The 18917-nt window shown below is 65.6% G+C and carries 22 protein-coding genes; 8 read left to right on the top strand and 14 right to left on the bottom strand.

The genetic code is table 11. The features are described from left to right. Positions 1–3: 3 nt before the first annotated feature. The 13 genes from AC58EF_RS04630 to flgB form a co-directional block, all read right to left on the bottom strand. Positions 4–1053, bottom strand: coding sequence for a flagellar motor protein MotB (locus AC58EF_RS04630; RefSeq protein WP_497274897.1), 1050 nt, complete (start codon positions 1051–1053; stop codon positions 4–6). A 3-nt stretch (positions 1054–1056) separates the two neighbouring features. Beyond that, complete coding sequence (gene motA, locus AC58EF_RS04625) at positions 1057–1920, bottom strand: flagellar motor stator protein MotA (RefSeq protein ID WP_497274895.1); 864 nt, start codon at positions 1918–1920, stop codon at positions 1057–1059. Between the two features lie 121 nt (positions 1921–2041). Next, entirely contained in the window at positions 2042–2887 is an 846-nt protein-coding gene (locus AC58EF_RS04620) for a flagellin (RefSeq protein WP_497274893.1), read from the bottom strand. A 17-nt stretch (positions 2888–2904) separates the two neighbouring features. Beyond that, a complete protein-coding gene (flgK, locus tag AC58EF_RS04615) occupies positions 2905–4242 on the bottom strand; it encodes a flagellar hook-associated protein FlgK (RefSeq protein WP_497274891.1) in 1338 nt (445 codons plus the stop codon). Beyond that, entirely contained in the window at positions 4239–4559 is a 321-nt protein-coding gene (locus AC58EF_RS04610) for a rod-binding protein (RefSeq protein ID WP_497274986.1), read from the bottom strand. The genes flgK and AC58EF_RS04610 overlap by 4 nt, the downstream gene beginning before the upstream one ends. After that, positions 4559–5800 (bottom strand): flagellar basal body P-ring protein FlgI, encoded by a 1242-nt coding sequence (locus AC58EF_RS04605; protein ID WP_497274889.1) that lies wholly within the window; start codon positions 5798–5800, stop codon positions 4559–4561. Before AC58EF_RS04605 ends, AC58EF_RS04610 begins: the two co-directional genes overlap by 1 nt. Positions 5801–5811: 11 nt before the next feature. Continuing rightward, positions 5812–6492 (bottom strand): flagellar basal body L-ring protein FlgH, encoded by a 681-nt coding sequence (locus AC58EF_RS04600; RefSeq protein ID WP_497274985.1) that lies wholly within the window; start codon positions 6490–6492, stop codon positions 5812–5814. Between the two features lie 9 nt (positions 6493–6501). Next, positions 6502–7290, bottom strand: coding sequence for a flagellar basal-body rod protein FlgG (gene flgG, locus AC58EF_RS04595; protein WP_497274888.1), 789 nt, complete (start codon positions 7288–7290; stop codon positions 6502–6504). A gap of 81 nt (positions 7291–7371) precedes the next feature. Continuing rightward, positions 7372–8115: a flagellar basal body rod protein FlgF gene (locus AC58EF_RS04590; RefSeq protein WP_497274886.1), complete on the bottom strand. Its 744-nt coding sequence runs from the start codon at positions 8113–8115 to the stop codon at positions 7372–7374. Between the two features lie 31 nt (positions 8116–8146). After that, complete coding sequence (locus AC58EF_RS04585) at positions 8147–8989, bottom strand: flagellar hook-basal body complex protein (RefSeq protein ID WP_497274884.1); 843 nt, start codon at positions 8987–8989, stop codon at positions 8147–8149. Between the two features lie 45 nt (positions 8990–9034). Beyond that, the gene (locus tag AC58EF_RS04580; protein WP_497274882.1) at positions 9035–9694 is read right to left on the bottom strand and encodes a flagellar hook assembly protein FlgD; all 660 of its coding nucleotides are present in this window, start codon (positions 9692–9694) and stop codon (positions 9035–9037) included. Then, on the bottom strand, positions 9691–10101 hold the full coding sequence (gene flgC / locus AC58EF_RS04575) for a flagellar basal body rod protein FlgC (protein ID WP_497274880.1): 411 nt from the start codon (positions 10099–10101) through the stop codon (positions 9691–9693). Before flgC ends, AC58EF_RS04580 begins: the two co-directional genes overlap by 4 nt. A gap of 2 nt (positions 10102–10103) precedes the next feature. Then, positions 10104–10472 carry a flagellar basal body rod protein FlgB gene (flgB, locus tag AC58EF_RS04570; protein WP_179044122.1) on the bottom strand — a complete coding sequence of 123 codons (369 nt, stop codon included), beginning with the start codon at positions 10470–10472 and terminating at the stop codon, positions 10104–10106. A 250-nt stretch (positions 10473–10722) separates the two neighbouring features. On the opposite strand from flgB, the gene AC58EF_RS04565 reads away from it, so the two are divergent. From AC58EF_RS04565 to AC58EF_RS04530, 8 genes are all read left to right on the top strand, one after another. Further along, positions 10723–11391, top strand: coding sequence for a MotA/TolQ/ExbB proton channel family protein (locus AC58EF_RS04565; RefSeq protein WP_497274879.1), 669 nt, complete (start codon positions 10723–10725; stop codon positions 11389–11391). Next, positions 11388–11885: a flagellar motor protein MotB gene (locus AC58EF_RS04560; protein ID WP_497274877.1), complete on the top strand. Its 498-nt coding sequence runs from the start codon at positions 11388–11390 to the stop codon at positions 11883–11885. The genes AC58EF_RS04565 and AC58EF_RS04560 overlap by 4 nt, the downstream gene beginning before the upstream one ends. A 63-nt stretch (positions 11886–11948) precedes the next feature. After that, positions 11949–12518: a flagella basal body P-ring formation protein FlgA gene (locus AC58EF_RS04555; RefSeq protein WP_497274875.1), complete on the top strand. Its 570-nt coding sequence runs from the start codon at positions 11949–11951 to the stop codon at positions 12516–12518. 46 nt (positions 12519–12564) lie between these two features. Next, on the top strand, positions 12565–12843 hold the full coding sequence (gene flgM / locus AC58EF_RS04550) for a flagellar biosynthesis anti-sigma factor FlgM (RefSeq protein ID WP_497274873.1): 279 nt from the start codon (positions 12565–12567) through the stop codon (positions 12841–12843). Positions 12844–12854: 11 nt separating this feature from the next. Continuing rightward, positions 12855–13163 (top strand): hypothetical protein, encoded by a 309-nt coding sequence (locus AC58EF_RS04545; RefSeq protein WP_497274872.1) that lies wholly within the window; start codon positions 12855–12857, stop codon positions 13161–13163. Positions 13164–13309: 146 nt separating this feature from the next. Further along, on the top strand, positions 13310–14128 hold the full coding sequence (locus tag AC58EF_RS04540) for a lysozyme family protein (protein WP_497274870.1): 819 nt from the start codon (positions 13310–13312) through the stop codon (positions 14126–14128). Positions 14129–14136: 8 nt separating this feature from the next. Then, complete coding sequence (gene flhA / locus AC58EF_RS04535) at positions 14137–16257, top strand: flagellar biosynthesis protein FlhA (RefSeq protein WP_497274868.1); 2121 nt, start codon at positions 14137–14139, stop codon at positions 16255–16257. A 14-nt stretch (positions 16258–16271) separates the two neighbouring features. Beyond that, complete coding sequence (locus AC58EF_RS04530) at positions 16272–17003, top strand: sigma-70 family RNA polymerase sigma factor (protein ID WP_497274866.1); 732 nt, start codon at positions 16272–16274, stop codon at positions 17001–17003. 21 nt (positions 17004–17024) lie between these two features. On the opposite strand, the gene mdoH is transcribed toward AC58EF_RS04530, so the two are convergent. Continuing rightward, positions 17025–18911, bottom strand: coding sequence for a glucans biosynthesis glucosyltransferase MdoH (gene mdoH / locus AC58EF_RS04525; protein ID WP_497274864.1), 1887 nt, complete (start codon positions 18909–18911; stop codon positions 17025–17027). Positions 18912–18917 lie beyond the last annotated feature (6 nt).

Below are 18917 nucleotides of genomic sequence, written 5' to 3'. Positions count from 1 at the left end.
GCCTCAATGCTTGCCCGGCTTGCTTGATGTTCCCGCCGCGGTCGGATTGATCAGCTGAGCGCCGGCAGGCAGGCCGGTCCCGCCCATGTCGAGCTTTGCCGCCTGCGCCTTCGCCACGCGGGCAGGATCGTCACGCTCCCTGATCGCGGCCTTCGTCTCCTCGTCCAGTCCTTCATCGTCGGCGTTGCCGCCGCCACGGGTCCAACCCAGGATGATCGACATGCGGCGGTTGCGCGGATCGTAGGCGTCGTCTTTGATGAAGGGTTCGCGGTCGGCGACCCCCTCGATCCGGGCGAAGCGGCTGTTGCCGATGCCATTGTCGGCCAATGCCTGGCGCGTCGCTTCGGCGCGGCCGGAGGAGAGGCGCCAATTGTTCATCGACCGTCCCGCCGCATAGGGCAGGCTGTCGGTATGGCCGCGCACGATCAGCGGATTGGGCATGGACTCCACGACCTTGGCGACTTCGCCGATCAGGGCGCGGGCCTGCGGCACGAGCTGGTCGGTGCCCATGGCGAACATCGCGAAGTCGGCCTCGTCGATCAGGTCGATGCGCAGCCCTTCGCGGGTTTCGGTGAAACGCACATTCTTGCGCAGCTTGCCCAGCCCCTTGCGCATCATGCGTTCTTCCAGGCTCTTCTTGATCGCTTCGAACTTCTGCCGATCGGCGGCGCGCATCGCCTTGCCGCCCTGGTCCTTGGTGCCGGTGGCGTCACGCGGAATGGTGATCGATAGATTGCCCTGGCCGCCGGTGGTCGGGTAATTTTCCTTGCCCGTCAGGCTGTCGCCGCCCAGCAGGCCGGTCGAACCGGCCGACGCCATCTTCAGCTCGACCAGCGTGGGGGTGAAATAGTCGGCCAGCGCCTTGCGCTGCTTTTCGGTGGTGGCGCCCAGCAGCCACATCAACAGGAAGAAGGCCATCATCGCCGTCACGAAGTCGGCATAGGCGACCTTCCAGGCGCCGCCATGATGGCCGCCATGCCCTTCGACGATGATCTTCTTGACGATGATCGGCCGGGGTTCAGGCTCGTTCGCGCCGCGCTTCTTCTCCGCCATGGCTTATTTGCCCCGCATACCGTCGAACACTTCGGCGAAGGCCGGCTGGTTGGCATGGGTCAGGCTGGAGCGTGCGGCCTCGATCACCAGCGGCTGCGGGTGGCCGTGCAGCGACGCGATGATGATCTGCTTGACGACATGATACATGGCGCCGTCAGCCTCGATCACCGCGCGGCAGCGGTTGGCGAAAGGATTGACCATGCCATAGGCGAGCAGCACGCCCAGGAAGGTGCCGACCAGCGCCGAGCCGATCATCGCGCCCAGGACCGATGGCGGCTGGTCGATCGAGCCCATGGTCTTCACCACGCCCAGAACCGCCGCGACGATGCCCAGCGCGGGCAGCGCGTCGGCCAGGCCCTGAAGATTGTCGGCGGGCTTCAGCGCTTCATGATGATGGGTCTTGAGCGCATTGTCCATGACCTCCTCGACCGCGTGCGGATCGAGCGTGCCGGACGATACGACCACCAGGCGCAGCGTATCGCTCATCAGGTGGATGAGCGTCTTGTCCTTCATCAGCTTGGGATATTCGGAAAAGATGGTCGAGCTGGCCGGGTCCTCGATATGGGGTTCGAGCGCGACCGGCCCTTCGACGCGCAGCGTCTTCATCAGCTTGCTGACCAGGAAGATGCAGTCGAGAAAGTCCTGCTTCTTATATCGCGGTCCCTTGAACACCTTGGCCAGGCCCCCGCCCAGCGCCTTCAGGTCTGCGCCCGAATTGCCGATGATCAGCGCGCCGACGGCCGCGCCGCCGATGATGAGCATTTCGTGCGGCAGGGCGTGAAGCACCGGGCCGATGTCGCCGCCGGTGATGATGAAGCCGCCGAACACCATGCCCAAAAGCACGACAAGGCCGATGATTGCAAACATGATGGTCCCCGAAAATGTGCCCGGAGGCGGTGGCTCGTCGGCCCCCTCTGGGCGCCTGTCCGTTTCTGGTTAATACGGACTGGTTAGCGTCCGCTTTAGCACGGAGCCGCCTTTTTCCGCCTCAACTGATCAGGTCGAACAGTGTCTGCTGATTGATGCGCGCGAAGGCCGACTGGGCCGCTTCGAGCTGGAGCAGCTGCGCCTTCACATTGGCGATCACTTCCTGAAGATCGGTCGATTCCAGGTCGGCGCGCCGCTCGGTCAGGTTGAGGTCGACATTGGTCAGGCGCTCACCGATGGTTTCCAGCCGCTCGCCGCGCACGCCCTGTTTGGCCTGCTGGACGGTGATGTGACTCTGCGCGGCCTTCACCCCGTCGAGCGAGGCGGCGATGTCGGCGTCCACGCCGCTTTCAACCGCCGCTATGCTCTGGGCGAGGAGGGCGTCGATCGACATGGGCGTGCCATTCACGTCAATCCCTTCCGACACTTCCTGCTTTGTGCCCACGACGGCGAGATTGAGGCCGCGGCTGACCGGCACGAGCACGCTCTGCTGGTCGTCGAAGACGGGCGTCCCCTGATAATCCTTCTGGTTCAGCAATTCGCCGATGGTGGTGCGGATCGTCGACATTTCCTCGACGATCGCGGCGCGGCTGGTATCATTCAGCGATCCGTTGCGGGCCGACGTAACCAGTTCCTGCGCGCGGGTCAGCAGATTGTTGATTTCGGAGAGATTATTGTCGGCATTGGTGGCGCGCGTGGTGCCATAGCTGACATTGGCCTGCCAGGCGGCCTGTTGCGCCTGCGCCCGGCCTACATCCGACAGCTGCACCCAGGCAAGCGCGTCGTCGGACGGCTTGTTCAGCGTGATGCCGGTCGAGATGGCGGTCTGTCCGTCGACGATATCCTGCGACAATTTCTGCTGCCGGCGGATTTCGGCGAGCATGATCTTGTTGGTGATGCCTACCATGGGTCAGTCCTTTCCGATCACATGATATTCAGGATGGAATCGATGGTTTCCTTGGCCATCTGGAGCACCTTGGCGGATGCCGAATAGGCCTGCTGAATGCGCAGAAGATCGGCGGCTTCCATGTCGAGGTCGACGCCGCTCACCGCTTCGCGCGCGGCGACGGCCTGGTCGTTGCGGCTGGTCGCCGTGTCATATTCGGCCTGGGTTGCCGCCAGCAGGTTCGCGTGGCTCGCGACCAGCGAGGTCCAGTTCTGTTCCACGCTGCCATTGCCGCGCAGCACCGAACCGACGGTCAGCAGATTGCCGTTGGCGGTGCCGTCGGCCGATTTGAGCGCCAGATCGGCAGGCTCGACGTCCAGCGCGGTCATCGTCGCCGCGCTGCCGGTCCAGGACAGGAGCGCGCCGCCGGCCGCGCCGCTGTCGGTCACGCCTTGCGCGTGCCAGGCATTGACGTCGGTCACGAACTGTTCGGCCAGCGTGTCGAGGCTCTCGCGGCGATCAGCCACCGTGTCGGCGGCGGAGAAAAGGCCGCCCAGCGCACCATTGGCAGGGGCGGTCAGCGCGGTGCCGTCGGCCAGGCTCAGCGCCAGCGTGCCGTCGGCATTGGCCGCGACCGAAACGCTGGTGGCGGCGTTGCCGCTGACCAGCGTCTGGCCGTTGAAGGTCACTTCCGCGCTGTCATGCGCGCCGAAGCTGATCGAGACGTTCAGGTTCGCAGACAGATCCTGCAAGGCCGAATCGCGGCTGTCGAGCAATTGCGCATAAGCCGACGTGCCCGGTTGCGCGCGCAGCAGGCTGTTGTTGATGTCGGCAAGAGCGGAAAGCGACTGGTTGATCGTGTTGACCGAAGCCTGCGCTTCGGTCGCGATGCCTTCCGACACGATCTTCAAATCGGTGGCGGTTTGATTGAAGGCCTGCGATACGCGGCTGATGCTGTCCAGCGTGGTGACGCGCAGCGACGTGTCGGACGGGCTGGCCGCCAGCTTTTCCATATTCTGGAACATGCCGGTCATCAGCTGGCCGATGCCGGTGCTGCTGTCGTTCATCGCGGTTTCGGCGTCGGTCAGCCAGCGCAGGCGGGCCGTCGCACTGCCCAGCGTCATGCCGGTCTGGCGGACGGTGGCGTCCAGATAGGGGTCGGCCGCACGGTTGATGCCGGCGACCTGCGTGCCGCCGAAATTGGCGCGCGCCACATAGAGCGACATGGTGGCTGTCGACGAGCCGGATTCGATCGTCGTCACCGACCTGCGCGCATAGCCGGCGGTGCTGGCATTGGCGATATTCTCGGAAATGGCGGCCATCGCGGTGCGATAGGCCTTGGTGCCCGAAGCGCCGATGATGAAGAGGTCGCTCATGCGCCGGTCGTCCCGGCTGTGGCGTCAGCGGCAGGGGCGTCGGACACGCGATCGCCGAACTGTTTCAGCAGCAGTTCGGCGATGCCCATCGCGCCCTTGCTCGCCATGGCGTCGGCGGTGCGGGCGTCAGCCATGTCGCGGAACTGCTGGGTCGCGCTGGAATCGCCAATGCCTTCGGCGAGGCCCGCCGACCGCATCGCGCCGATCATCTGGCGCAGGAACACGGCCTCGAACTGCTGCGCGACCTTGCCGAGCGCGGCCTTTTGCGAGCTGGCCGTGCTGGTCGCGCCGGCGGCGTTCGTTCCATTTACCTGCATCACAATACCACCAGCTCCGCCTTCATCGCGCCCGCCTGCTTGAGCGCCTCCAGGATCGCGACCATGTCCGCCGGGGAAGCCCCGATGGCGTTGACCGCCTTCACTATATCGGCCAGCGACGCCCCACCTTTAAAATTGACCATCGGTTTTTTCTGTTCATCGATGCTGATGCTGCTCGACGGCTCGACCGCGGTCTCGCCCCGGCTGAAGGGGGCGGGCTGAACGATGCGCGGGCTTTCGTTGACGCTGACGGTGATCTTGCCGTGCGCGATCGCGGCCGGATGGATCTTGACCGCGCCGTTGATGACGACCGTGCCGGTGCGGGCGTTGACGATCACCTTGGCCGGGGCGTCGGCGGGGGCGATCTCGATATTCTCGATCATGCCCATCATCAGGATGCGGTCTTCGGCGCCGGGGGCGGCATCGATCGCGACCGAGACGGCGTCGGTCGCGCGGGCGCGGCGATCGCCGAAGGTCTTGTTGATGCCGTCGGCCACGCGCAGCGCCGTGGTCAGATCGGCTTCGGCGAGATTGAAGGTCAGCGTGGGGGCGGTGTCGAAGCCGGTCGCGACCGCGCGTTCTACCGTGGCGCCGCCGGGGATGCGCCCGGCCGAAGGAATATTGACCGAAACCTGGCTGCCGTCCGCGCCGGACACGCCCAGGCCGCCGACGGCCAGATTGCCCTGCGCCATCCCGTAAATCTCGTTATCCGCACCGCGCAGCGGAGTCATGATCAGCGTGCCGCCGCGCAGCGACTTGGCCTTGCCCAGCGCCGACACGGTGACGTCCAGACGCTGGCCGGGCTTGGCGAAGGCGGGCAGGTCCGCCGTCACCAGCACCGCCGCGGCGTTCTTGAGTGCCGGATTGACACCCGGCGGCAGGGTCAGGCCGAAGCGGGAGACGACGCCCTTCATGCCCTCGGTCGCATATTGGATGCTGTCGTCGCCGGTGCCGGCCAGGCCCACGACGATGCCATAGCCGGTCAGCTGGTTCGGGCGAACGCCCTGAAAGCTGCCCAGATCCTTGATGCGCTCGGCATGGGCCGGCGCGGTGCAGGAAAGCAGGACGAGCAGGGCGCCGACCAGGTGCTTCGCCCATCCTCCCCTGGAAGGGGAGGTGGCTGGCGTAGCCAGACGGAGGGGTGTCCCCCTCTCGTTAGGGTGACACCCCTCCGTCACGCCTTCGGCGCGCCACCTCCCCTTACAGGAGAGAACGAAAATAATGCGGGCGAGGGAGGTCATGGGAGTCTCCGTCAGAACGGGCTGATGGCGGAGAAGAAGCGCTGCAACCAGCCCTGGCGGCTGGCATTGGCGATCTCGCCCTTGCCCTTGTAGATGATCTTGGCGTCCGCGACGCGGGTCGACGCGATGCGGTTGTCGGGGGCGATATCGGCCTGGCGGACGAGGCCGCTGATCTGGATGAACTCGTCGCCGCGATTGAGCGTCAGCGCCTTTTCGCCCTTCACCAGCATCGTGCCGTTGGGATAGACCTGCGCGACGGTCACGGTGATTTCGCCGGTCAGCGCATTGGACTGGCTGGCGGCGCCCTTGCCGGTGAAGCTGTTCTGGCCGCCCGCCGCGACGTCGCTGGCGGAGAAGAGCTTGGACAATATGCCGGTGGTCGGCGGCGTCAGGCCGATCGATCCATTTCGGGCGGTGTCCGCGCTGGTGCTCTTGCTCGCCTGGGTGCGTTCGACCAGGACGATGGTGACGATGTCGCCCACCGCCGTCGCGCGTGCGCCGCTGGTCAACGGCGTATAGCCCATCGACGCCTGGAAGATGGAGCCGTTCGCCGGAGGCGCGGCGGGCGGCGCGATCGTCGGCGTGTAATAGTCGCGCTCGACGTCCCGCTTGTTCTTCTTGGCGGCCTCCAGCGGGGAGGCGGCCAGCGCGATCAGTGAGACGGCGACGATAGCGGCAAGGGACAGACGCATCATCCAGCCTTACATATTCTGATTGACATATTGGAGCATTTCGTCGGTCGCCTTGATCATCTTCGAATTGACCTCATAGGCGCGCTGGGTCTCGATCATGTCGACCAGCTCCTCGACGATGTTGACGTTCGATCCTTCGAGATAGCCCGAGCGGATGACGCCCCGGCCTTCCAGGCCCGCGACGCCGACCTGCGGCGTGCCGCTGGCCGCGCTTTCGGTCAGCAGGTTGCCGCCAATCGAGGTCAGGCCCGCCGGGTTCATGAAGCTCGCCAGTTCGATCTGGCCGAGCTGGCTGGGTTCGCTCTCGCCCTGCAAGGTTGCCGAGACGGTGCCGTCATTGCCGATCGTGACCGACGTCGCGCCCTGCGGCACGGTGATCTGCGGGATCAGCGGCAGGCCGTCGCTGGTGACGATCGTGCCTTCGGCGGTGACGCTGAAATTGCCGGCGCGGGTATAGGCGGTGGAGCCGTCGGGCTGCTGCACCTGGAAATAGCCCGATCCCTCGATCGCCATGTCCAGCACATTGTTGGTCTGGCTGAGCGTGCCCTGGGTGTTGACCTTGCTGGTGCCCTGCAGCGCGACGCCCGAACCGAGGTTCAGGCCGTTGGCGAACCTGTTCTCGCTGTCCGAATTGGCGCCCGCCTGGATGATCTGCTGATAGGCCAGCGTCTCGAAATCGGCGCGGTCCTTCTTGAAACCGGTCGTGTTGACGTTCGCCAGATTGTTGGCGATCACGCGCATCTTCGTGTTCTGCGCGTCAAGGCCGGTGCGGGCGACATGAAGGGCGGCGTTGCTCATCGTTCAATCTCCGTGCGGCATCACCAGGGGATGCTCATGCGTCCATCACAGCAAGATGCGTGCCAAAATTAACCATCTGCCTCAGCTGTCGAGACGCATCAGCGACGCGCCGCCATCGTCCAGCTGCTTGGCGGTATCGATCATCTTCACCTGGGTTTCCCAGGCGCGGCTCGCCTCGATCATGTCGATCAGCGCCTGGGTCGAATTGACGTTCGATCCTTCCAGCGATCCCGACGTCACGCTGGCGAGCGGATCGGACGGCAGCGCGCCGCCATTCACCTCGCGGAACAGACCGTCGGTGCTCTTGGCGATGCTGGACCCTGCTGCGTTGACCAGCTTCAGCTTGTCGACCTGCGCCGGATTGGCGGGGTCGCCGCCCTGCGGCACGCCCCAGATGCTGCCATCCTTGGCGATCGACACGCTGTCCATCTGCGGCAGGATGATGGGACCGCCTTCGCCCAGCACGGCAAGGCCGTCGCCGGTGGTCAGCAGGCCGCTGTCGGTGATTTTCAGGTCGCCGCGGCGCGTATAGGCCTCGCTGCCGTCCGCAGCCTGAACGGAGAGCAGGGCATCGCCGTCCATGGCCACGTCCAGCGGATTGCCGGTCGTGGTGACCGCGCCTTGCGCCATGTCGGCAGCGATCACCTGTTCCGAAGCCTGGGCGCGGGTGTCGAAGGTTTCGCCCTGGATCCAGCGCGTCTCGGCATTGGCGATCTCGGCGCGAAAGCCGACGGTGTTGACGTTCGCGAGATTGTTCGCGACCGACGCCTGCCGCGCCATCGCGCCGCGCATCGCCGTGAGTGCCGTGTTGACGAGCCGGTCCATGGGCTGTCCTTTCTATTCCGTGCCTAAGCGATCAGGTGCGCAGGTTGACGATCGTGGTGGTCAGCGTATTCGCCGCCTCGATCGCCTTGCTGTTCGCCTGGAAATTGCGCTGCGCGGCGATCAGGTTCACCAGTTCCTCGGTGATGTCGACGTTGGACCGTTCCAGCGAGCCGGAATTGACCGCGCCGAACAGGCCTTCATTGGCGGTGCCCAGCATCGGCGCGCCGCTGGCCACGGTCGATGTCCAGTGGGCGTCGCCGCCCTGGCGCAGACCTTCCTGGCTGTTGAAGGCGGCCATGGCGACCTGGCCCAGATAGACGGTGCTGCCGTCGGCATAGACCGCCGAGACCAGGCCTTCCTTGTTCACGCCGACGCTGGTCAGCTGCGCGCCGGCGGGGTCGCCGCCCAGCGTGGTCGGGATCTGAAGGTCGGTCAGGTCCGCCGGGGTGGCGCCGGTCGTGGCCGTGGTGAGGTCGCCGGTCGTGGGGTCGACGCCGAATACCTGGATGCGCGATCCAGTGGTGTCGACGACATAGCGATCTTCATCGACCGAAAAGGCGCCGTTGCGGGTGTAGCTGACATTGCCGTCATCGCCCTTCACGGTGAAGAAGCCTTCGCCGGTGACGGCGAGGTCCAGCGTCTTGTCGGTGGTTTCGATCGTGCCCTGCGTATATTGCTGGGCCACGCCCTGCACGCGCACGCCCTGACCGGCCACCTGGCTGGTGGTCTGCATCGGTGCGGCGGCGAAGATGTCGCCGAACTGCGCCTTGCTCTTCTTGAAGGCGGTCGAGTTCACGTTGGCGACATTGTTGGAAATGGTCGAAAGGTCGGTCTGTGCGCCCTTGAGGCCCGACAGGGAGATGTAGAAGGACATGGCGTTGCTCCTTGGGTGAAAAGGATTTTTGAAAGGCGGGTGAAGTTACATCAGGCTGATCGCGTCGGACGGGCTGTAGCTGCCGAGCGCGGTGATGAGCTTGGAGGAGGAGCCGTCCGCGGGTGACTGGACGGCGGCGATGGTGGCCCAGGTCGCGACCTTGCTGGGGGTCGCGCCATTGACCTTGACCTGGAGGGCGTCGGTGCTGACAGTTTCGCCCGCATCATTCTTGCCATCCCAGTAGAAGGTGACGTCGCCGGCCGGCTGCGATCCCATGTCGATGGTCTTGACGACATTGCCGCTGGCATCGACCAGGTCGACGGTCGCGCCGTCGACGGCGGAGGGCAGGGTGATCTGGCCGGCATAGGTGCCGCTGGCGTCGGGGACGGCGATATTGCTCTGGACCAGCATCGACTTGCCGATCCAGCTCGCCGCGTCGCCCAGCCGCGTGCCGGTCAGCTCGCTCGCCAGGCCCTTCAGCGTCGCGTTCATCTCGGCAATGCCGGTCGAATTGGTGATGGTCGCCATCTGCGACACCATCTCGGCATTGTCGACCGGCGCGAACGGATCCTGATACTGCATCTGTGCGGTCAGCAGCGTCAGGAAGCTCGACTGGTCCATGGTGGCGCTGCCCGTTCCGACCTTGGCGTTCGGGTTGTAGACCGAAAGGCCCGCGCTGTCGGTGACGGAGGAGGTCGTCGTCATTTGCCGATCCTTATGGTTTCGAGCATCAGGGATTTGGCCGTGTTCAGGACCTGCACATTATTCTGGTACATGCGGGCGGTCTCGATCATGTCGACCAGCTCCGCATTGCTATCGACGGCGGCTTCCCAGACATCGCCATTGGCGTCGGCCAGCGGATGGTTGGGATCGTGGCGCTTGGTCGGCTCCGCATTGGTGGTGACGACATTCTTGACCTTGACGGTCGATACGCCCGGCGCGTCGGTGACGGATTCGAACACCGGCTTGATCGCCCGATAGGCTTCGCCCGCGCTGCCCGTGACGTTGCCGGCATTGGCCATGTTGGACGCGGTGGCGTTGAGCCGCACCAGCTGCGCGCTCATGGCGCGGCCGGCGATATCGAAGACGTTCATGGGACTGGAGCCGCTCATGCTCATTCTCCCTTCAGCGCGCGGTTGATGGTGTTGATGCGGCCCTCCAGGAAGGAGAGGGTGGTGCGATATTTGACCGCATTTTCGGCGAACAATGTCTGTTCGGTGCTGAGTTCGACGGTGTTGCCGTCCAGGCTGGGCTGAAGCGGCACGCGATAGCCCATCGAGTCATCGACGGCCTTGGACACATCGGTCGCGCTGTTGCCGGCCTGCGTCGTGGCTTCCTTGAGCGCGGCTTCGAAATCGATGTCGCGCGCCTTGTAGCCGGGGGTCGAGGCATTGGCGATATTGGACGCGAGCAGGGACAGGCGCTGCGAGCGAAGCGCCAGCGCCTTTCCATGGATCCCGAACAAATTATCTTCCACCGACATGCTCATTTGCCCTCAAAGGCTCTAAAAGTTTCTCATCATCCGTCGTTCTGCAGCCTGATGGCCTCTCCAGCGGGTGATCCAGCCTGTGATCAGCAAGAGCCGTGCCAATTTGCGTGTGTGACGCATCGGCAAGGCTGAAATTCCCGGGAAATGGAGCCCTCGCAAGGAGGAGCGGCAAGGGCGGCAAATTTTTGCCGGTCGGCGGCAGGGCGTTGCCGCCGGGCGATGAGATGATGAGGGACGGACGGTCATGATCGCGATTTTCAGCCATTTGTTCGATCCGCTGACCCTGCTGGCGATGCTGGGCGGGATCGGTCTGGTCGCGCTGTTCCAGAACGGCATGGGGCCGCTCGGTCGCGCCATGGCCGCATTGCGCCTGCTGCTGGCCGCCGATCCGTCGCGTGATCGCGATGCTGCTCGCGCCACCATGCTGAAGATCGATCAGGTCGCGCAGCTGCGCGGCCTCGCCTGCACCGACCGGGTGAAGACCACCAACCCCTTCCTCACCGATGCCGCGCGCAAGCTGGCCAATTGCGACAGCAGCGAGGCGTTCGAATATTGGGCGGCGCAGGCGCTGGCCGACCGCGCGCAGCGGCATGGCGCCGTGCACAAGGTCTGGCTGTCGATCGCCGACGCCGCGCCCGCTTTGGGCATGGCCGGCACGATCATCGGCCTGGTCGGCATGTTCGCCGCGATGGAGGACCCGGCGTCGCTTGGCCCGTCCATGGCGCTGGCGCTGCTCACCACTTTCTATGGCGTGATCATCGCCAACATCATCGCGGCGCCGGTCGCGGCGCGTCTCGCCGACCTGTCGGAGCGCGAACTGGCCTGGCAGCGCGAGGCGGCGGACCGGATGCTGGCCATCGCCCGGCGCGAAAATGCGCCGTTGCGGCGCGCCGCGATGCGCGAAGTCGCATGACCGTCGCAGCCTCTCCGGCTGCCCGGCGCAATCGCTGGGTAGTGAGCTTCGCCGATCTGCTGCTGCTGCTGCTCGCCTTCTTCGTGCTGCTCCAGGCCAGCGGGTCGCGCCGCGACGCGATGCTGGCGCGGATCAGCCAGCAATTTGGCGGCCGGGCCATGGCGCAGGGCATGGAATTGCGCGCCGCCGACCTGTTCGAGCCGGGCGAAGCATTGCTGAGCGCTGCCGGGCGGGCGCGGCTGGCGACCCTGGCGCATGACTTTGCCAAGCAGTCGGGCGGGGTGGAAATACGCAGCCATGGTTCCGATCCGTCGCGTCGGCGCTTCGACCAGTGGGATTTGGCCGCCGCCCGTTTGGGCGCGGTCGCGCGTGCGCTGCAAGCCGATGGAATCGCACAGGATCGCCTGCTGATCCGCGGCCTGGATCAGGCCGAGGGAAAGCCGGGGCAGGGGCAGATGATCCGCATCGCGCCGGGCGCGCGACCAGCCCGATAGGGGCGACTGGCACGAAAATTGCGTAGCTCACAGCATATGGTCCGCCTTGTCAGGAGACATGCTGTGTTTCGATTTTCGCCCTTCCTTCTCGCCGCCGCTGTGCTGACCATCGGTCAGCCCGCGCTGGCGCAGCAGAAATTCGAGAATCTCGATCGCATCGACAGCCTGGTCGCCATGACCGTGGGAGCGGGTCTGGGGGAACCGGGCGGCCCCGCCGCGCCGGTCGACCGCCGCCTGCGCCTGGCCGCCTGCCCGACCATGCCGACCGTCGAAGGACCGGTGTTCGGCGCCGCGATGGTGAAGTGCGAGGCGCTGGGATGGCGCATCCGCGTGCCGCTGGTGACGGGGGGCGCCGCAGCCGCCTCCGGCCCGCTGCCGGGCAATGCCGCCGCCGGCCGCTTCATGCGCGCAGCCGCGCCCGCCGCACCCAGGGAAAGCGCCGTGCGCAAGGGTGATCCCGTTCAGTTGATGGCCGGCAATGCGGCTTTCAGCGTCTCGCGCATGATGATCGCGGACGAGGATGGGGCCGTCGGCGAGACGATCCGGGTGCGAGAAGACAAGAAAAGCGCGCCGATTTTCGCGCAGGTCGTGGAAATGGGGGTTGTGCGCATTCCCGGATTTAATAGTTTTTGAACTTGTCCGTTATAGGGTTCAAAGGACGAGTGAAGGATTTTACCCAATGATCAACTCTGTGGGTCAGAGCATCGCCAACGCGATCGGCGCCACCAGCCTACGGGAAGGCGGCAAGACGCGCGCTACGGGCACGGCCAGCGCCGCCGCGGCGTCCGCGTCGCTGGCTTCCGCCAGCCCGGCGGCACGCATGGCGTCCGAAGGCGCGCCGGTCGACATGGACAAGATCGCCGCCATCAAAGCCGCGATCGCTTCGGGCAATTATCCGGTCGACGCCGATGCCATTGCCGAGCGCATGATCGCGCTCGACCTGCCGGCCGCCGACTAAGGACAGATATCATGCCGCTCAGCCTCGCCGCGCTCGACGATCTGGCCAACGCCTTCGAGGAATTGCGTGGCGTGCTGGGCGGCAATGATCCCGTCGCGATCGAATCAGCCAGCGCCCGCGTCGGCCAGGCCGCCGCGGCGGTTCGGGCGATCGGCGCGTGGCGTTCCGACCCCGTGGTGGCCGATCGGCTGAAGGCGATGCTGCCGCTGCTGGAAAGCGCCCGCGTGCGCGTCAACCTGCTCGCCGATCATACCAGCCAGCGCCTGTCCATCCTGGCCTCGCATGGCGCGCAGGCCGCGCCGCTGACCTACGGCCGATAAAATTATTTTTCCCTTCAATCCTAAAGCGGCGCCTGTGGGCGCCGTTTTTCGTTGTGCCGGCCCTATTTTCTTGCGGCCGCGTTAACCAAATCTTGGCACAAGCCTTGCTCTAATGTCCTCGCTAGCAAAGTGAGGATTTTGGTTTCGTGTCGGCATTCGCAGACATTTCGGCAACGTCGGGATCGACCGGCAATCGCGTGACCAACGCGATTGCGATGGCGAGCCGTCGCACCGGTGTCGACTTCGGCTATCTGCTGGGTCAGGCGAAGATCGAATCCAGCCTCAATCCCACGGCGCGCGCGGGGACCTCGTCCGCCACCGGACTCTATCAGTTCATCGACCAGAGCTGGCTCGCCGTCGTCGACAAGCATGGCGGCGAATATGGGCTGGGCTGGGCGTCGGACGCGATCAGCCGGGGCAGCAACGGCCGCTATTATGTCGCCGACCCCGATCTGCGCCAGCAGATCCTCGACCTGCGCAAGCATCCCGAGACCGCCTCGGTCATGGCGGCCGAACATGCCGCCGACAACAAGGCCTACCTGGAAAGCCGTCTGGGCCGCGAGGCCGAGCCGGTCGACCTTTACCTTGCCCATTTCCTGGGCGTGGGCGGCGCGTCCAAATTCCTGTCGGTCCATGACCGCGCACCGCAAGCCACCGCCGCGTCGATGTTCCCGTCGGCGGCGCGCGCCAACCGCTCCATCTTCTACGATCGCGCCGGCAATGCGCGCAGCTTCGCCGAGATTCGCGATCGCTTCGCTGCCAAGCTCCAGAAAAGCTCCGACAGCCTTGGCGGCCCGACCCAATATGCCGACGCTTCGCTGCCCAGCGGCGCGAAGACCGTCCAGCCCGCCGACTATGTGCGGATCGAAACCCAGCGCCTCGCGCAGCAGCCTGACATCATGGTCAAGCCGCAGCCGCAGACGGCGCGCCTCGCCTATCTCATGCTTGCCACCCTCGGAAGGTAACGGCCAGAATGTCCCCTGCCCAAGTCAAAGCGAAGATCTGGATGAGCGCCGCGAAGGGCGCCGTGCTCCCATTCGCGACGCTGATGGTCGTGCTGTTCATGATGGTCCCGGTGCCGGCGATCATGCTGGACATCGGCTTCATCACCAACATCATGATCAGCCTTGCCGTGCTGATGGTGGCGCTCAATGCCGCCAAGCCGCTCGACTTTTCCAGCTTCCCGACCGTGCTGCTGTTCGCGACCCTGCTGCGGCTGGCGCTCAACGTCGCCTCGACCCGCGTCGTGCTGGTGCAGGGGCATGAAGGGTCGGACGCGGCGGGCCAGGTGATCGAGGCGTTCGGCCACTTCCTGATCGGCGGCGACTATGTCGTCGGCATCTTCGTCTTCGCCATCCTGATGATCATCAACCTGGTCGTGATCACCAAGGGCGCGGGCCGCGTGTCCGAAGTGTCGGCCCGCTTCACCCTGGATGCTCTGCCGGGCAAGCAGATGGCGATCGACGCCGACCTCAATGCCGGCCTGTTGACGCCCGAGGAAGCCAAGATCCGCCGTCAGGAAGTCGCGACCGAGGCCGACTTCTACGGTTCGATGGACGGCGCCAGCAAGTTCGTGAAGGGCGACGCGGTTGCGGGCATCCTGATCCTGGTCATCAACATCGTCGGCGGCATCATATTGGGCGTGGTCAGCCATGGCCTCGCCATCGGCGAAGCGGCCCAGACCTACGTCATATTGGCGATCGGCGACGCGCTGGTGGCGCAGATCCCCGCGCTGTTGCTCTCGATCGCGGCAGCCTCCATCGTCACCCGCGTCAAGAGCGAGCAGGATCTGTCCGCGCAGGTCGCCGGTCAGTTCGGCACCGGCAAGGCGTGGGTGCCCGTCGCGGCCATCCTTGGCTTCCTTGGCATTCTGCCCGGTATGCCGCACATGATCATCCTGCCCGCCGCCGCGGTCGCCGGCGGCATCGCCTGGCAGCTGCGCAAGGCAAGCCAGAAGAAGGCCGCCGAGCCGGCCCCGTTGCCGCCTGCGCCCAATCCCGCGCTGATCGAATGGGACGATGTGTCGGACGGCGCGATCCTGGGTCTGGAGATCGGCTATGGCCTCATTGCCCTTGTGGACGAGCGCAAGGGCGCGCCGCTCATGGCCCGCATCACCGGCATCCGCCGCCAGCTGTCCAAGGAACTGGGCTTCGTCGTGCCGATGGTCCGCGTGAAGGACAATCTGGCGCTGGAACCCAACCAGTATCGCATCACCATCGCCGGTGTTGTCGTGGGCGAGGACGAAATCTGGCCCGACGACCTGCTGGCGCTCGACAGCGGCGCGCTGGAGGGCACGGTGCAGGGCCGCGCGGCGAAAGACCCGACCTTCGGCCTCGACGCCGTCTGGATTTCGCAGGCGAAGCGCAGCGAGGCGGTGGTCGCCGGCTATACCGTGGTCGATCCGCCGACGGTCGTCGCCACCCACCTCAACCAGCTGATCGCCATGAACGCATCGGAAATGTTCGGCCTGGACGAGGCGCGCAAGCTGCTCGACAATCTCAAGGACATCGCGCCGCAGCTGGTGGACGGCCTGACGCCGGGCCTGTTGAGCCTTACCCAGATCAGCGCGCTCTGCCGTGCGCTCCTGTCCGAAGGCATTGCGCTCAAGGATTTCCGCCGCATCTGCGAGGCGATGGTCGATGGCGCCCGCCCCGACATGAGCCACGAGCAGCTGGTCGAAGCGGTGCGTCAGCGCATCGGCGCGCTCATCATTCAGGGGCTTGTCCCGGTGAAGATGCCGCTGCCGGTCATCACGCTGGACGGCGATCTGGAAGCGATGCTGGCACAGGCGATGCGCGTCGCGGGCGACGCCAAGCATCCGATCGAACCCAGCCTCGCCAACCGCATCGTCGAATCGGTCGTCCATGCCGCGCGGCCGATGCTGGGCCAGGCGCGCAACTTCGCGATCGTGACCTCGCCGGTCGCGCGCCGCGCGCTCGCCCGCCTGTTCAAACCCCATCTGCCCGAAACGCCGGTGCTGTCCTTCCTGGAAATTCCCGATGGTAAGGGCGTTGAAGTGGTTGCTGTGGTAGGGAATGAGCAGCGTCCGACTCCGCGACACGATCCGCTGCCGCAGCGCGAACGCGTCGCCTGAGGAAAGGCTGAGCCATGTATATGAACAAGATCACGGCCGGCGCCCATACCTATGGCAAGCCCGGCGAAAACAGCCCGGAGCGGCTGGCCCGCCAATATATGCCGCTGGTGCGCAAGATCGCCTGGCACGTCCATGGGCGCGTTTCGACCGCCATCGAGGTGGAAGACCTGCTCCAGATCGGCATGGTCGCACTGGTCGAGGCCGCCAACAGTTTCGAGGATCGGGGCCTGGGCTTCGCCGCCTATGCCCAATTGCGCGTGCGCGGCGCGATGATCGACCATTTGCGACGCCAAGCGACTTTGTGCCGGTCGGCAATGGCCAAGCGCAAGGAACTGGGCAAGGTCCGCAATGGTCTGGAGCAGCGGCTCGGCCGCCTGCCGACCGAAGCGGAAATGTCGGTCGAGATGGGGCTGGAGCCCGCCGCCTATCGTGAGGTCGCCGACAGCGTCGAGATGGTCCAGCATAGCAGCATGGACGAAGTCTATTCCGACCAGTCCATGTGGTTCGCCGACGTCGAGGATCGCGCAGACGACATCATGGAGCGCGAATCGCTCAAGAAGGCGCTGGCCGCCTGCATCAGCGAACTGCCCCAGCGCGAGGCGATGGTGCTGCAACTCTATTTCGTCGAGGAACTCAATCTGGAGGAAATCGGCCAGACGCTGGACATCGGCGCGGCGCGGGTCTGCCAGATCAAGAAGGCCGCGCTCGACAAGCTGCGCGAGAAGCTGCGCGACTGGGATGACTGAACCCTGACGGATGGGCAGCGTTTATTCGTCGTTCGCCGGCACTGGCCCCATGCGCCGCCCGTCGCTGGACGGCCAGCGGAAGCGGAGCGGGCGATAGCTCTGCGTCCGCCACCACGGATCGGCCACCTGGAACAGGCCGCTTTCCTCCGCCTTGCGCCCCACATCCTTGCGTGCGGTGATGGCCGCCAGCAGCGGCGACAGGAACAGGCCCGCGACCACCGGGATGGTCCACCCCAAACCGCCGGCCTTCACCGCCAGCATGGTCAGGCCAATGCCCAGCAACAAATGCCACTTGAACAGCCAGATCGCGCTGGTGATGGCCATGCCGTCGCGATCGCGCGTCTGCCCGTTCCAGCTCGCCTTCTTGCCCATCACAATGCCGAACAGGTTGATCGTCTGGGTCAGCATCGCGACCGGCGCCATCAGGATCGACAGGATGATGTCGGCGATCACGCCGCGCGTCATCCGCGCCGCGCCGCCAAAGCCGATGCGCCGCGCCGGGTCCGCCATCGCCCAGATGATGGAGAAGATTTTCGGCCCGAACAGCAGCACCGCCGTCACCGCCAGCAGCCCGCCCGACGGCAGCACCGCCGCCGCCGGCCACAGGCCGCTCGCCGCGCCGCCGAGCACCACCAATATGAGCGCAAGCCACATGGGCGACGTGCAATAGGCGCTCGCCCCCACCAGCAGTTGGAAGCGGCTGACCGGGTGCAGCCCGGCGATCTTCACCAGCAGCGGCACATGCTGGATATTGCCCTGGCACCAGCGGCGATCGCGGGTGAAGAGGTCGGGCATGGAGGGCGGAAATTCCTCGAAACTATCCTCCGCCGTCACCATATGCACATCCCAGCCGCGACGGCGCAGCAGCGCCGCCTCCAGCATGTCGTGGCTCAATATATGGCCGCCGAAGGGCGCGCGGCCGGGCAGTTCGGGCAGGCCGCAGCTTTCGGCGAAGGCGCGGACGCGCACGATCGCGTTATGGCCCCAGAACATGCCCTCGGACCCCGCCCACCAGATCATGCCAGCGGCTGAGATCGGCCCGAACAGGCGGCTGGCGAATTGCTGCCAGCGCGCGAACAGGGTGGAGGCGCCCATCACGGTCGGAACCGTCTGGATCAGGCCGACATGCGGATGCCGCTCCATGTCGGCGGCGAGCCGCGCCATGGTCTGGCCGCTCATCACGCTGTCGGCGTCCAGCACCACCATATAGTCATATCCGCCGCCGAAGCGCTGCACCCATTCAGCGATATTGCCCGGCTTGCGCCCGATATTGAGCGCGCGGCGGCGATAATGGACGGGGCGGGAAAAGGAGCCGCGCATTTCCTGATAGGCGCGCCGCTCCGTCTCCCCGCTTTCGGGGTTGGAATCGGACAGGATGAAGAATTCGAAACGCTCGCCGCCCATCACCTGCGCCAGCGACCGCTCCATGATCGACAGGCGGCCCAGCACGCCCAGAAAATCCTCGTTGCAGACCGGCAGCAGGATGGCGGTCTTGCCGCGCAGCGGTTCAGAGGCGCGCAGGGGGCGGGGCGCGACGCTGCGGCCGCCGCCGACGGTCTGGAGCAGGAAGCCGATCGTCGCGGTGGCGAAACCGAAGGAAATCCAGGCGAAGAGCGAGATGAACAGGGCCAGATAGACGCCCTCGACGGCATCGATGCCGTCGAGGCCGATCGATCGGCGCATCTCGTGCGCGGCCATGGCGGCGGGGATCAGCGCCAGCAGCACGACCAGCAAGCGCCGCGCCCACAGGTCGATATTGAAACGGCGGCGCGCGATCAGCGGTGGGGTGGCATAGAAATCCTGCTCGGGCATGGCGAGCGGGCTTTCGCGCGGCACCTGTTCAAAGGCCTGCGCCAATGGCTTGTCCTCGCCGGTCGGCCCTGCCGACCTTGCGCCTCCATTCCCCATATTGTT

Source organism: Sphingobium sp. WR1 (assembly GCF_059693745.1).
Note: the sequence above shows the minus strand (reverse complement) of the source record. Positions and strands in the feature narration are given on the sequence as shown.